The organism is Flavobacterium lipolyticum, from assembly GCF_020905335.1.
Lineage (GTDB): Bacteria > Bacteroidota > Bacteroidia > Flavobacteriales > Flavobacteriaceae > Flavobacterium > Flavobacterium lipolyticum.
Map to the genome: position 1 here is coordinate 3,903,140 of NZ_JAJJMN010000001.1, position 16,585 is coordinate 3,919,724.

Below are 16,585 nucleotides of genomic sequence, written 5' to 3' on the forward strand. Positions count from 1 at the left end.
ATTAGTATTTGAAATTTATAATTTTGGCTTGCTGGATAAATTAGAGTTTACTGAATAATGATTTTTCTCAATTTACTTCCTTGCTGTGACTCGAATAAGACAAAATATATTCCGGAAGGAAGACCTGTTAAACTAAAGTTGAACAGGTAATTGCCTTTGCCTTCCTGTGTTTTTGAATCTATCAGTAAGTTGTTGGTCAAATTATAAACCTTGACATGTGCCGGCATTACTTTATCCAGCAGTACATCTACAGTAAAAGCTCCTTTTGACGGATTTGGATAGATTTTCAGATCAAATTTCTTGAAAGTCTGATCGTCCGGATTGTTTTCTTCATATTCTCCTTCAGTCACTAAGATTGACTTAGTTTGAAAAGCAGTACAGTTTCCTTTTTTAGTGTTCAGCGTGATGTCATATTCACCGGCCTGACTGAAACTGATTTCGGCAAAATCTTTGTTTTTCGAGATTACGGTTGCACTGGCAGGAATTACCCATTCGATTTCATCGGCGTCAGGATTACTGATGTCAACGATTATGAATTTTTCGTTTTTGAATACCTGACTCGAGAGGGCAAATTCAGCACTAATTGGGGTATTCTGACTTGAAATTTTGAGGGTATCTGTAGCTTCACAACCCAATTTGTTGGTAACTACAACGGTATAATTTGCAGGTTCAGAAACCGTAATTATAGCTTTATTGCTCTTGAAACCTTTATCGGAGGTCCAGGAATACGTCGCTTTATCGTCATTAATTGTGGCATTAATGGTTAAAGTCTGATCAAAACATAAAGTCACATCTTCTCCGATATTAATAACATCTTTCGGTGGATTAACAATGGTATAGGTATGATTGATGATACAGCCTTTACTGTCGGAAACAGCAACGGTATATTCTCCTGCTGAGGCATTGCTTAGTATATTTGATGTTTCTCCCGTATTCCACAAATAGGTGTAAGGGGCAATACCGTTTATAGGAGTCACAGTAATGGTAGCGTCAGAACCGGCGTAACAAGTTGGGATCTTAATTACTTCGGACGCTGCCAGATGCGGTGGAGCAATTAGTGTAATTGTTTTTGTAATGGTACAGCCATTAGTATCCGTTACCAATAAAGAATAATTTCCTGGAGGAACGTCTACTAAATTAGCAGTTCTGGCGCCTGTACTCCATAAGTAAGAGTAAGGAGCTGTACCTTGTAATGCGGCTGAGGTAATTGTCCAATCGTTTCCATCACCACAACGGGTATATTCAGCGGAAAGCGAATTGTCAAGCGGAGTAGGCTCAGTGATTGTAATCGTTTCGCTTTTTATCGATTTTCCAAAAGAATCTGTTGCAATAACATAATAAGTTCCCGCTTTAGCATTCATTAAAGTCTCATTTTCGCTAATGATCAGTGCAGAATTAGTTGCATCATACCATTTGTAATAATAACCCGGAAGCCCTCCTGAAGTAATTGCTTTCACACTGGCTGTTGCATCTCCGTAACATTTTACAATGTTAATCTGAGTTAATTTAATAAAGAGAGGATCTACTTTGTCTAAGTCTCTTTTATCAATTTTACAGCCATTTGCATCAATAATTGTAATGAAATATTGCCCTACATAGATGTTATTAATACTATTGGATTCTTTGTCGTTATCTATAAAAATGGAGTTACCATCTTTATCGAACCATTCGAAATTGTAATTTGGAGTACCTCCAACGACAGTAACTTTAATACTTGCATCATCTTGTCCTAAAGCAGATGGGGGTGTTTTTAACACTTGTATTCCCATTGCCTGAGGTTCTGTAATTGTTATTTCCTGATAATCTGTACATAAATTAGCATCTGTAACGGTAACATTGTAGGTTGATGCGAAAAGATCCTTAATTGTATTTTGGTCTGCATTTTTCCCAGTACTCCATACGATCTTATATGGACCGACACCTCCGGTAATATTTATTGTAATCTGAGCATCATTACCGCCATTACAAGAAACATTTTTTTGATTATAATTAATTTTTAAAAGTTTTGGCTCAGTTACAGTTACAGGATTTGAGGTGTAGCTGTTACCAAATCCGTCTGAAACTTCTAAAATATAATCTCCTGCGCGTAATGTCTCGGAAGGATTTGTTGTAGAAGCGACTACATTCGGAGTTAATTTATTGTACCATTTATAAAGATATCTTTTATCTGCGTCAGGAACCCCAATAGGAGCCCCTCCCGAGATGGTAGCTTTTAGTATGGCTTGTTTATTAGCAAAACATTTGATAGACTGGGTTTCTATAATGGAAGTGATTAAAAGTTCATCCGGTTGATTAATGATGTAAGATGCCTCTGTTGTACACTTATTTTTATCTGTAACTATAACGCTATACGTACCTAAACCAATGCCATCTAATAGACGGTTTGTTTTACCTGTCATTATTATTTTGGTACTTCCGGTTCCTTGATACCACTGATAGGTATAGGGAAATGTCCCGTCTGCTGCTGAAACATCGATATGGCCATTTTTTAACAGATAGCCGCTTGCATCAACTTTTTCAAAAGAAGCTATGGTTAATGGTTTTAGCGGCTCAGTGATTTTAACAATTACAGGTGCTGTTGAATAAGAACAACCATTATCGTCAATAATTGTGAAAGAATAGTCTCCGGCAGGAATTCCTGCACGGTCTTTTGTAGTAACGCCATCATTCCATAAAATATGATAATCTCCGGTTCCTCCCTGAATATTTAAGGTAATGGTTGCATCGCTGCCACTAAAACAATTTACGTTTGTTTGAGTAAAAATACAGGTGATAGCAGGTCTTTCCGTTAATTCTGCAATAACAAGTTCTCTCGAAATATTTACATTGTCAGTTACTATTACTTTGTAAAAACCAGCGTATAAGTTCTCAATTTTGTTTGTTGTTGTTTCAACTAACAAAGTATATTGATCCGTCGCTTTTTGTTTGTAATACCATTTGTAATTGTATTGATTTAAGTTATTTGGAGTTCCACCACTTGCAATGACTTGTATACTACCGGTGTTTGCTCTATTACAGGTTACGTCAATTTTATTTACGAAGGCTACAGCCAATGCTTTAAGGATAACAGTTTCAGGGGCAGAAGTACAGTTATTACTGTCTTTTGCAATTATTTCATATACGCCATCTCCTAAGCCTGTGATTGTATTTGTAGTATATATGGTACCGGTACTAATACCATTTTTCTTTATGGTATAAGTGTACGTTTTTGTTCCTCCATCTGCATTCACAATTATTTCACCATCATTTGCCGTATTTATGGTAGGTTGTGTTTTAGTAGTACTTGCAATAGTAACAGCTGCATTTTGGGTGATTTCGATGTTGACAGGACTACCATAAGTACAGTTATTATGGTCCGTAACGATATAAGAGTAGGTTCCTGCTGTTAATTTTACAGGATCTATTATTTTGGCGGAATCATTAACGTCTTTAAAAATAGTTGTGTAAGGAGCTGTTCCTCCTTTTATATCTAACGTAATTGTACCGTCATTGCGGCCATTGCAAATTACATTGGTAGAAGTATGGGTTGCTGTAAGCACATTTTGTGGCTCAGAAAGATAAAAATTCTTATAAATTTCCATTTTACTGTCCTTAACTCCAACTCTATAGGTACCTGTAACAAGATTTGCTATAGTAGCAGTAGTTTGTCCGGAAATTTGTGTTTCAATGCCATTTTCTATTTTAAACCAACGATAAAAATAAGATCCTGTGCCTCCGCTTGCCTCTATAGTTATACTACCGGTTGGTTCATTTTTACATTTAATGTCTATTTGAGTAAGTGGGGTTATAGTCAGAGCTTTTAGTTCGATTGTATTGGTAGTGGCACCACAACCATTTTTATCTACTACTTTAATCTGGTAGCTGCCATTCCCTAAATCGGCACGGGCATTGGTATTGGCAGCAAAAGGCTGACCATTTTTAGTCCACGAATATGTATAGTTACCAGCTCCACCAATTACAGAGACTGCTATTGTTCCGTCATTGACAGAGGGAGAGGAGGGTTGTATTTTTGTATCAAGTTTGACTTGTAATAAAGGAGGTGATGGTTTAATCTCTGTTATTACATTATTATTAAATTTGCAAGAGTTGGCATCTGTTACAGTATACCAATAGCTACCTGCTTTTAAACCGGTTCTGTTTGCACTAGTGCTGCCGTCATTCCATAGCACGGATAGTGGAGCAATTCCACCTTTTAAGCTTATTTGAATTTCACCATCATTTATTCCGAAACAACTAACATCTTTTGTAGATAGTACTGTTGATTCTATTTGAGGATTGGCTTCTAGTTGTACTACAAATCCATCCGAAGTGGCTCCTTTACTATCAGTAGCAAAAACTTTATAATAGCCTGCATTTTGTCCCGTAATTGTGGGACTACTATTGGGTCCCGAAATTGGATTTGAACCAATAATAGTTCCAGAGTTGTCGCAGCTGTACCAGGTATAAGTGTAAGTTCGGGTTATCGGCGTTGGGCTGTAAGGAAATCCTCCTTCGGCTATAGCTGTTATACTGCCCCTTCCTCCGGGACATGTTATATTAGTTGGTTTTGGGGCAGTGACTTTTACTTTTTCAGGCGCATATATTGTAAAAGAAAAATCAGCACTTCTACAGGATTTGCCAATGTCTTTTGCATACATGATGTAGTTTCCGGCTGGCATAGAAAACAAGGAAACCGGGGTATAAGGCTGCCCGTCTTTGGCATATATATATTCGTAGTTGCCTGTACCTCCCTCAAATCCAATAGAGAATGAGCCATCGGCTTTGCCATTTTCAGTTGCATTTGTATAACTGGGAGTACCTAAAATTGTAATTGGTTTAGGTGTTGTAATAGTAACTGTTTTGGTTGATTGTGCATTTATCTGCGAATATCCCAATAAAGTTATAAGTAGTAATGTGTAGATTTTTTTCATAATTATAGGCTTGTTCGGGAATTTATTGTTCTGCGCAATTGAATTTGTCAACGATTTTTACGGTATGAGCTCCGTCTGTTGTTATGGGAATCTGATAAGAACCGGAAAACGGTATTCTTTTAGGAACTGTCTCCCCATTTATAACTTCAGTTTGATTGTCTAAAATATAGTAGTATGGAGTTGTTCCGCCGGTAGCCCGTATTTCTATCGCACCTTGGTTCGTACTGCATGCGGGTTGTATTGCCGTTGCCCAAAAAGTTAAAGGTGTTTTCTCTTCTATTGTAAAAGCATCTGTAACAATAGCACTTAACCCCACTTTGTTCCCGGTATCAGAAATACTCTGCGCCTGGTATTTTATTTTATATGTACCCGCCGCTATGTTATTCCAGGTATAGGTTTTATTAATAACTTCATTTTCTAATGCGGATATACTCATGATAAAACCTGTATCCGGAGCCTCCGGATTGGCACGAAATAGATTAAGAAGAAGTTTGTTACCTGTTTTTAACTCCGATTTAAATTTTAAAGTGGCACTTCCTGTTGCTGTATTGCTGCATTTAACGGGGGTTGCTTCTGGTTTTTTTTCGTCTAGTTCGGGTGAACAGCCAATAATAGTGTAAACAACTGTATTTGTAAATTGTTTATCATAGCCTGCCTGAAAGAAAATTTGAGATTTACCATCGTGATTACCAATATCTTTAAGGTTAAAAGTAATGGATCTTTTTCCTTGAAATTGAGCGGGCATTGGTTTCCATCCCGTTGCATCGTATTGATATTGCCAATTCCACCCATTGGTTAAGTTAATGACATCGTCACTGCAAACATTATTTGCGGCAGGTTGTGTAAGATGTATTGGCCATACATTGGATCTGCCAACACATCCGCCTAAAACCTCGTCCTTAAATGTGTTTTTGTTATAAGGAATGGCATATTCTTTTGCACATATTGATTGGCCACGGCTGTTTAGTTCAAGATCTAAAATAAATAGACCATCAATATCCCTGACATAAAAAAAATTGTATTGAATCTTTTCGGCTCCACTCGAATTAATGATATTATCAGTGCAAAATCGTTTAGTGTACAGATCTATAGATCCTGTAGGACCTGTTAAGGAATAATCTGTAACTCCACAAATGGTATATCTTGTGCTTGATGCGTTTGAATTTTTGGGTTTCATGGTTGATTTTATCAATATTCCATACTCGGTCTGCCCATGAACAAGCAGGCTTCCTAAAAAGAATATAAACAAGAGTAATTTTTTCTTCATATTATTAGTTTTCTATACAACCATGACTATCCAGAACGGTTACGGTATGAGCGCCATCCGTTACACCGTTAATTGTATCCGGATTTTTGGTAAGCGGAGTTTTAATCCCATTGTCAAGAATATAAAAGTAAGGTGAGGTACCTCCAGTTACTGAAATTTCAATACTACCAGGATCTCCACTGCATTTTGGTTGAATTGCTGTCGTTCTAAAAGTTAATTGGTCTTTATTTTCTATCGTAAAAGAATCGGTAACGATAGCACTAGATCCTACAATTTGGCCATTATCAAATTTGCTTTGTGCCTGATATTTTATGGTGTATGTTCCTGCTGCTATTCCTTCCCATGTATAGGTTTTATTTTCAGTTTCCTTTTCTGATGCTTTAATGCTTTTTATAAAACCGGTGTCTGGTGCCACCGGATTGACACGGTATAGATTAAAAAGAAATTGATCATCTTTTTTTAGGGGTGATTCAAACTTTAGGGTAACACTGCCAGTGGCTGTATTATTGCATTTAACCGAATTTGCAGTTGGTTTTTTTTCGGCCAGTTCGGGTGAACAGCCGATAATACTATAAGTGACTGTATTTGTATATTGTCCATACTTTTCATAACCCGCAATAAAATGAACGTTTGCCTGACTGTTGTATCCAGGTAAGTCCTTTATTTTAAAGGTAATTGATGGTTGTTCCTGGAATTGTGCAGGAAGATTCTTCCAACCTTCGCTATCAAATTGATACTGCCAGTTCCACCCATTATTTAAAGTTATAGGATCCTCCTTGCATTTTGGATTGGAGTCTGGTCGAGTGATATGCAATGGCATTATCTCAGCGTTTGCTAAACACCCGCTAAAAAACCAGCCCTTAAAGGTATCCTTATTGTATGGAATAGTTCGTGTTATTTGTCCACATGTTGGCGACCCACCCAAAACTTCCATAAAATCTATTTTCGTAGGATTGCCTGTCACATAAAAAAAACAATACAAATCATTCTTGTAATTGTCTTCTAAAAAATCAATTGAACACGAGTTCATTCCTGCCGTAATTTGATGGAGTCCGCTATAATCATTCGAAGGCCAGACAGAAGGTGAAGTGATTTTAGATTTTATTAATATTCCATAATCGGTCTGTCCATAAGCAAACAGACTTCCTAAAAAGAATAAGATTAAGGGTAATTTTTTGGTCATTATTTTAGTTTTCAATGCAATTAGAATTGTCTACTACCATTACTTTGTGTTCACCATCTGTTGTTATGGGGATGATGTAGCCATTTGAAAATAGATGTTTTTGCGACAGAGGCTCGTCATCTAAAAGATAATAGTAGGGAGGGGTTCCGCCTGTAGCAGTTATCAATATTCCTTTTGGGTCAGTACTGCAGTATGGTTGTACTGCTGTCGATGTAAAGGTTAATGGTGTTCTTGGACTGATGGTAAAGTTGGTGACAGTGGACATACTTGAAGGGGACCCGCTTTCAAATTGTGTCTGATATTTAAAATTGTAATTTCCGGCAGGTATATTTTTCCATTTATAGCTAAGCGTATTTACTTTTTCTATATCAGGATCATTTGAGTTTGCAGAAGTTACTGCACCACCGCCTACAGGATTGCGATTGAAAAGGTATTTTTCATCTTTTTCTAATGGTCTGCTAAAAGTAAATACCACACTACCATTACTATAACTACAGGTGGTATAGTTTGAAGTTGAAGTATTATCTAGTTTTGGGGAACATGGTATAAGGGTATAATTAACGACGTTAGAATAAACATTTTCTTCTGTAATATCAGGATTGGAATCTATTAAAACTCTAAAGAGAATAGTACCATAGTAGTTATTTAATGCCGGAAAATTGGATTTAACGAAGTCATAATTTTGATTGAAATTAGTACTGATATCTGTTTTAATAAAATCCTTTCCGTTTGTACTATATTCCCAATAAAATTTTTGAGTTCCGGTACAACCCACTGCCGCCAGTAAGACTCTGTCACAAAAAGAATTAGTTAAATTGTTTGGTTTAGTTAATACCTGATTACCTATAAAATAAGGAGGATAGCAGTCTGCATTTAAATTATGATCAGCGTAAGCTTCATAATAATCATCACGACAAGGGCCACTGCAGGCATAAGAGTCAGGACGATATGCCATATATTCAAAAGAGGTTGGCTTTATATCATAAATTAGGTATTCATTTTTACTTATAATTGCTCCTATATGAGTACCATTTGATTTTACTTCCCAATTATAGCTGAGACAACTACATTCTTCAATTGATCGGACTCCATTGAATTCCATTATATATAATTGAGAATGAACCATATTTGGAGTTAGGAAATACAATACGATAAATATATTGTATCTCTCTCTTGTTATTAATTTTAAAAGACCTAAGAAACACTTCATATGTTTAGAACTTTACAGTGAAAAAATCCATTTTAGAGGTTCTTCCGTCTTTAAAGATCGCTCTGATGCCGTATTGGTACGTCGTATTAATGGTAATAGTCGGGTCAGGTAAAAAGCGTGTTTTTCCGGTCACAATCTGGATCAGTTGCAATGGATCTTTATCTGAAGCTTTGTAAATTTCAAAACCATCTACTTCACTGTTCGCGTAATCCCATGACAAATCGATGGTATTGGTTGTTTTATTTGGCTGAGCGAAAAAACCTTTCACAGCTGGCATAACAGAATATTTAGGTACAAATAAGGTTAATTCCGGTGAAGGATTAGAAACTAAATTGCTCTCATCTTTCGCAAAAACAGCATATCGGTAAGTACTTCCTTCAACGGCAGTTTTATCCTGAAATTTCTCTTCCTTATTTTTGGTTTCCAAAATCAGTGTCCAGTCCTTTTGATCATTTTCTTTTCTGTACAATTGGTGTACAGCCACATCTTCACTCTGACTGTTTGCCCATTCGAGAAAAATCGATCCTTCTTTAATTTTAAAACTGGTAAAAACAGGTGAAGTAGGGGGAATTACATCCGGTTTTTTAATAATTAAAACATCTGAGAAATCAGACATATTGTAGTGATAATCTACCGCAATAACTTTATAGTATACCTTAGGATTCAAATTTTTAATAAGTACTTTGTCCTGGTAAGAGTTAGGTTCACTTGGGCTTACAGTCAACTGTGTAAGTTCTTCTTCGGCGGTGTTTCCTCTATAGATACGATATCCTAATAAATCTTTTTCTTTATTAGGGTCCCAGGTTAGTTTTACAACACCTAAGCTGTCTATAACTCCTTTTAAACCAATAGGCTTAGAAGGTGGTATAGAGTCTACGGGCTGTACCAACATAGGAAATGAAGTTCTGTTGCTACCTTGTTTTCCAAGGGCTGTAATGGTAAAATAGTTTGTAGATAAGAGCTTGTTGTACGTCACTGTACGGCTCTTGGCAGGGATGTTCTTTACTACTTTTGTATAGCCATCATCATCCGTATCAGAACGGTTTAATTCAAATCCTGTGATTTCATTATCCCCTTCTGTTGGAAATTCCCAGGTTAAAGTAACAGTATTTTCATCCTTAAACTCCTTCACAGTCAGATGGGGAACATATTTTAATATTTCAGCACCTTTTCCGGTAACAACCTTTGAATAGGGACCTAATTCACCAAAAGGCGAAATCCCCTGAATTCTGTAGCTGTATGGTTTATTGTTCGCGATAGAATCAACATAGAAAATTTGACTGTTATTCGTGTTTTGCTGATTTAAACTGGTGTAAGGTTTATCAGTAATTCTTTCGAAAGTCTTTTTATCGGTCGAACGTTCTACAAAATAATTGGCGTAAGTATGCGAAAGTATTTTAAAATTCCAGCTTAACATGGCACTGCTGTTTGTAAAATGAGCCGTGAAATCCATTGGTTTTGGGAGTGGCTGATAATCGCTTAATCCCACGAAAATTCCACCATAAGATATTGTAGCCTCTTTTTCAGGTACATTTGAAATTACGCGATAGGCATATTTTTCGTTAGGCTTAACTGTTTTATCTTCCAATCCCAGACCCGCTTTTTTGGCAATTTCATAATCTTTGTCCGCAGTTAGGAGAGCGAATGTAAATCTTTGCTCATTCTCTTCTGAAAGGTTTACGATATTTTCTAATTTATCTGTTCCGGTAACCGAAAAATTTTCTCCATAAATGGCTTGCGCTACAATAGCGGCATTGTCATTCTTTTCAATTAGTTTTTCCCATGTTTCCAGTGCCTCAGGTTTCAATGTACCAGCCAGGACCACTTTTTCGGGAGCTGGCAAAGTCTTGTTGTTACGGGTAACGGTATAACGTTCTACAGTATACCCATAAGTATTTAGTTTTTTCCAGGCCATAGCATTGGTGACAGCCCAGCGTAACAAAATTCGATCTTTTTGTACTCTGGCTATAACTTGTATCTCCGATTTTATTTCGGTTGGATTTGCTTCTCCTGTGCTATTTTTTTCTTGTGAATAGGTAGTACCAATTGTAATAAGAGTAAGGAGAATTAAAAATTTAAGCTTCATGCTAATCTGTTTTATTAAATGTAAAAATTGAACTGGTACCTGCTTGTCCGCCTGGTAGCGTATAGTTTAGTCTAACATTGTAAGGCCCATCTTTTATCATAGGGAATGTTCCGTTCATAATGTAATGGTACTTACTGATCATAGCCTGATTCAGACTGTTTATATACTTATTGATTATTTTATACTGAATTTTTATAAAATCGTCCTTATAGTAAAAAGGGAGATTATAACGATAAGGCAATCTCTCCCTTAAATCAGAGCTTTTCGGGTTATTAGTTAAATCAGCCAAATACCAGGTCAAGATTTCAACTCCTCTAATTGGTGGGTTTCCTAATATGTTTGTATTTCTGTTTAATGTAAAATCAGCTTCCAATGGATAGCCTTTGTATATCAAGGGATAAATATCATTTTTAAAATAACTGTCATCCAATATAGCCTCGACATTCACCAATGGAATATTTAACGTTTTTGGACTACCGGCGATCTCAATTTCATCAAAAGGTTCAGTTGAGGAATTTTCGGCATTTAAGGCATGCTGATCAGCTTCAATTATTTCTGTATGAGTTTTTCGCGGTTTTTTTGCCGCTATTTTTTCCTGAAAAGTATTGTACTGACTGGTATTGAAATTATATTGTAACAGTTCAACACCCTGACCACCCGTAAGAGTTTCACCCAGTTTATTACTTTTTACCTCAACATTAGCATTTGAACCAAGATCCTGTTTCTCAAAACTTTCATTTAGATTGGTATTGGCATCTTTTAGAGTTTCTAATGTCATTAAAGATAAATTATACAATTTTACTCGCTCTAAAACCGGCAGACTAACAATGACCTTTTTTAAAGCTGTGTTATAGGATATAGTGCCATTTACGGTTTTATTTCCGGTTTTATAAAAAGCTTTTTGTGATTGCCCCGGTTTGAGATTAAACAAATAAGCCTGTCCGGTTTTTAGAACCATATAAGCTTCTTTACTCTCGTTCTGATAAACATATTTTTGATCAAAAACAGGGTAGCAGTAAGCAATATTGTTCACCGGAATATTGTTAGGCGCCACACCCGTAGTAAAAGTTCTGGTTTCAGTTTCCATAGCAACCTGACCCTGATCGAGAATTGTTTGCCATGAACCGTTTTTATATTCCTGGAAACTTACTTTTACCGTTAAGGTTAGTTCTGATTTTTCAGGTAATATTTCAGATGAATTGAAACTTACCAAATCATTCGTTTTATTCCAGCTTAAAGTACCAATTACAGGAACTCCGCCATTCTTGATGGTATATTCTTCTAGTTTGAGTCGGTAGGTTTTAATCCCGTCATCTCCTTCAATGTTGAAGTTTTTATCTACAGGCATATTAAATCCAACCTGAGGAATGGTAAAGACATCTACCTCTTTTGTTCCCTGAGCAGGAGTAATATCTGCGATAGATTTTAAACCTTCTAAAGGGTTCGCGGATATGAATTCGCACTGTTCCCCAAATTCAAGTTTAAAGCGGAAACTACCCTTCACGGCACCACCAAGCAGACTGAATTCACCCGCCATATATCCTCGAATCCATACCGGATTAGGTAATTTGGCTTGTAATAGAACGGCTCCTCCACCTTTTATAATAGATATTTTCTTTCGTATAAAAAACAATTTGATATTAATTCCGAGTTCTCCTTGTAGATAAGCATACGACTGGCCGTTAGCATACCAACCGTTTATACCAATTTGTCCGGAACCTTTACATTGTGCTTCTCCATAATCTTTAACCATAATGTCGAATCCAAATCCGGCCTGAAAATTGGCATAAAACATTAAGAAACTTAAATTTCCGGTTTTGATGCTAAAATCAGAACCAAAGGCAAATCCTTTTCCTGAAGCAATGCTGTTTTCGTCACGCATATAATTCAGTTTAGCGACATCAACTTTTAAAAGCTGTGCAACAATATCCGGTGGTGGAGGACTGCCTGGGATATCATCTCCAAGCATAAAGTAACCGCCGGCTTCTACTTCGATAGATCCAATAGCCAGCTTTATACCCAATCGATCAGTAGGAGTACCTGCTCTGATGTACCATTTGTCCGGTCCAAAATGTAGCACTGCCCAACCTGCTCTGTTACCAGAAGCACGGCCTTTTATGAAGCCTCCCGGAGTATCAATGTATAAATCGAATGTACCGTGTAATGTTTTTGCCCTAAAATCGTATTCTATTGCTGCAAATGCATTGATACCCATCGAGTTTTTTACATCGTTTGGGTAAAGCTGTTCCGCAGCAGCCGATAAATTATTTGTTTTAAGTACTTCTGAAGCGACTGCCCCCATTAGAGATTCATTTTCAGTAACAGTTTGTAATGCCTTTGTTATTTCGTCTGCTCCCGGAATTTCAAAGGGCTGCATCACGTGACCTTCACCATAAATACTAATTCTATTAAGACCGCCATGTTTATTAAAAGCAATTTCAAAGCCGGCACCTCCCCAAAAAGCATTTGCCGTAGCTGTGCCCGCAAACTTAATCATAGCTTTAACGCCTAATCCTGAATCTGCATCAGGTACGTAATTCGACTTAGAGGCCACAAAAGAAGAACTAAAGCCGTCTTTCTTCATTTGATAATAGGCTCCTCCACCAAAACCTTTAAAAGTAATGGCCCCGGCAGGAATATTTAAATTGTCTACCATGGCATCCACATACCAATATCTAAAAGTAGTAGATCCAAAAATAGCATTAGCTTCAACCTTGATACCTCCTGTAAAATCAGCCGATACACTTCCTTTGAAACCGTTTCCGTACACCGGATCATTGTCCATTATGGTGATACTTCCTTTAAATTTTACACCTCCTAAGTCTGCAGCAACTTTTATTTCTTCGAACTTAAGATGATCGTATTTCCATTTTTGGATTCCTTTCTCTCTGTCGAATTTTCCAACCACATAAAATTTGGTTTGACCGTTAAATTGATTTTGCATAATGTTAATGGCAACATCAACTTTCAGACTTGCTGATACATCTGTAGCGACCAAAGCAATTTCGTTAATGGTAACCGGAAAATTACTTACTGCAGCATCTTTTTCCTGAATGTGTTTGTAACCGAAATAGTCTGCCGTCAGATAGGGAACAACAGTTTGCAGGGTTAAATTCTGGAAAATAATTCCTTTAAAATTTATGGCTTCTTTTTTCTCGCCTTCTGCATCAGTTGATCCGGATGATTTAGTTGGTGATGCAACAAGTTCGGCTGCGGTGGTATTTTTATTACTTCCTTTTAAAGCTAAACTTCCGTAAAGAACCGCTTTTGGTAAAAACTTTCCATCCTTTACCTTTAGTTCCAGATAGGAGTTTTTTTCTAAAGAGGCGGTTGCCTTAAAAGCCTGAAAACAAATGTTGTTTGTTACATCAGCCTTAAGGATATATTCGTTGTCTACAGGATTTATGATGGCATTGTAAGCCAATCTTCCTCTCGATTTTGGATCACATTGCGTATTTTCTTCCGAAGAAACCGGCAGAACAATTTCACCATTAAAGGCGGCCGCTGTTAATGAGTTGGCTCTAAATTCCATCTCAATATGGTCCAATGAAAATTGCCAGCCCGAAGCACTTCCTTCTTTAAGACTAAAAACATTATCACCAGAAAATTTACCAGAAACCCCCATTCTGTCAATTAAGAGATTGGCGGCTTCAAATTTAACTCTCTTGTTCTCGTCTCTCTTATTAAACTGTTCCGGTAATACGACTTTCAGGGATTTGACATAAAAACCTCTCCATAATTTTTCGTTACCGGGCACCAGATAATCTTTGACATAATCCGCATCCGGCCATTCAATTTTATCCGAGTTCCTGATGTCGCTTAAATCGATTACAGCATTGTTTAGCTCAAAAGCAGGGCCTTTGCCCTTATATGATGTCAATTGAAATTTAGGTAATGATATTTCAATCAAAATATCATTCCAATTGGAAACTATGGTTTGAAATGAACCTCGTACGCGGGTCGGAGCGGGAATAAGCCTGTAATCATTATCAACCGGTTCAAGATAGGCTCTTGAAAATTCAACATCCGCCGCAATTCCCAGTTCCTTAAAACCATTACAGTCAATCGTTACATAAGTCTTTTTTTCTACAAGTCCTGTAGACATCTCCATGCCTCCTTTTAAAATAAGTAAGGAGTTTTGACCATTTATATTAATGGGAACGTCACCCAGTAAAACCAAGTTCGTAGCCCCAACCAATCCGCCTTTGTGAGAAAGTTTAATACCATTAGCCCCAAAAAACAACTCTTTTGGTCTTCCAAGTGAGTCATGCTGTGGAATTACAATTTTCACAAAAGCAGTCAGCTCTGTATATTCCGGAGTAAATTTGGCGCTGCTAATGCCAAGCATATATTGGATTCCTCCTATGGTCTTTTTTATACCAAGAGGAAGCATCGATAATTTTTTAGGCTCTAAAAAATCTGTAAGGTTATCGTTTTTGGCAATCTCCTTAAAAACAGACATGGCCAGATCACGATCTTTATTGATCTCCTGTGAAACTGGGAAGTTCTTTTTTAGAAACTCATTGGTGAATTCGCTTTTTGGAGTTTGGTAATAACTAAGCGAATTGTTGAGAAGACCAATTTCGTCTTTGGGAAGATTTTTAGAAATAAAAACTTTCTTTGAATTGGTGATGGTATCGGTGTAAGTATTAGAAAAGCAATTGATGCTGACTAAAAATAAAATAATACATACGATAAAAGGAAATAACTTAAGAGTAGTTTTTTTCAAGTCTTAGTAGGTTTGGTTGGTATTAGGCAATATAGTAGCGCGTTAACGGATCTAAAGCAACTTCTTTAGGGGGACCAAATAGTTGTTGTTGTTTTTAATAGAAAGAAAATGGTTTATTGAGGCTATAACTTCTTTTCAAAACATTCGATTTCAGGTACAGAGCCACAGGAAAAAGACTCTTTTTATTTGCATTCATGTAAGTATCAAATGTTGGTTTTGTTAAATTTTTGCCAAACATAAACAATCTCTGAATTTATTCTTTACGGCTTTCCACATTATGGCAAAAAAAAACCCCAGATTGCTCAGGAGTTTGATTTGTAAAATAAAAAATGTAAGTTTTTACTCTTCTTTCATTGTGTGATAAACGTTCATCACGTCATCATCTTCTTCGATTTTTTCGATTAGTTTTTCAACGTCTGCAATTTGAGCTTCCGTAAGTTCTTTTGTAATTTGAGGAATACGCTCAAATCCTGAAGATAAGATTTCCAGACCTCTGTTTTCCAGTTCTTTTTGTAAAGCTCCGAAGCTTCCAAAAGGGGCGTAGATTAAAATTCCGTCTTCGTCTTCAAAAACTTCCTCAGCACCAAAATCAATTAGTTCTAACTCTAATTCTTCGGCATCAATTTCACCTTTTGCAATTCTGAAATTACAGGTATGATCAAACATAAACTCAACAGAACCCTGTGTTCCCATTGTTCCGTTGCACTTATTAAAATAGCTTCTGATATTTGCTACCGTTCTGTTATTGTTGTCAGATGCTGTTTCAATTAAAATCGCAATTCCGTGCGGAGCATATCCTTCAAACAAAATTTCTTTATAGTTGGCAGTATCTTTATTACTTGCATTTTTTATGGCACGCTCCACATTGTCCTTAGGCATGTTGGCGGCTTTTGCATTTTGTATTACAGCTCTTAATCTAGAATTGGCCTCCGGGTTGGGACCACCTTCTTTAACGGCCATAACGATATCTTTACCAATTCGGGTAAATGTTTTAGCCATTGCTGACCAACGTTTCATTTTTCTTCCTTTTCTAAATTCGAACGCTCTTCCCATTTCTAATTTTTAGTTTTGTGTGGCAAAAATACGGTTATTCCTTATTTTTCCAAAATCAATTGAATTCTTTTTTAGTGATAGTTAGGGCTTAGAGGTTAAAAAGTTTAAAGTTTACGGTTTAAGGTTATCCGAATTCCCTTTTGTAAA

7 protein-coding genes are annotated in these 16,585 nt (G+C 36.7%); all 7 read right to left on the reverse strand.

What is annotated here, in order from left to right; translation table 11 throughout:
• Positions 1 to 47 precede the first annotated feature (47 nt).
• Positions 48 to 4,910 (reverse strand): T9SS type A sorting domain-containing protein, encoded by a 4,863-nt coding sequence (locus LNQ34_RS16685; RefSeq protein WP_230000515.1) that lies wholly within the window; start codon positions 4,908 to 4,910, stop codon positions 48 to 50.
• A gap of 22 nt (positions 4,911 to 4,932) precedes the next feature.
• A complete protein-coding gene (locus LNQ34_RS16690) occupies positions 4,933 to 6,177 on the reverse strand; it encodes a hypothetical protein (RefSeq protein ID WP_230000516.1) in 1,245 nt (414 codons plus the stop codon).
• Between the two features lie 4 nt (positions 6,178 to 6,181).
• Complete coding sequence (locus LNQ34_RS16695; RefSeq protein WP_230000517.1) at positions 6,182 to 7,360, reverse strand: SprB repeat-containing protein; 1,179 nt, start codon at positions 7,358 to 7,360, stop codon at positions 6,182 to 6,184.
• 4 nt (positions 7,361 to 7,364) lie between these two features.
• Positions 7,365 to 8,462, reverse strand: a complete 1,098-nt coding sequence (locus LNQ34_RS16700) for a hypothetical protein (RefSeq protein ID WP_230000518.1) — start codon at positions 8,460 to 8,462, stop codon at positions 7,365 to 7,367.
• Positions 8,463 to 8,574: 112 nt separating this feature from the next.
• Positions 8,575 to 10,656, reverse strand: a complete 2,082-nt coding sequence (locus LNQ34_RS16705; RefSeq protein WP_202703274.1) for a fibronectin type III domain-containing protein — start codon at positions 10,654 to 10,656, stop codon at positions 8,575 to 8,577.
• Between the two features lies 1 nt (position 10,657).
• Complete coding sequence (locus LNQ34_RS16710; RefSeq protein WP_230000519.1) at positions 10,658 to 15,385, reverse strand: hypothetical protein; 4,728 nt, start codon at positions 15,383 to 15,385, stop codon at positions 10,658 to 10,660.
• A 339-nt stretch (positions 15,386 to 15,724) separates the two neighbouring features.
• The gene (locus LNQ34_RS16715; protein ID WP_173967295.1) at positions 15,725 to 16,438 is read right to left on the reverse strand and encodes a YebC/PmpR family DNA-binding transcriptional regulator; all 714 of its coding nucleotides are present in this window, start codon (positions 16,436 to 16,438) and stop codon (positions 15,725 to 15,727) included.
• Positions 16,439 to 16,585: the final 147 nt, after the last annotated feature.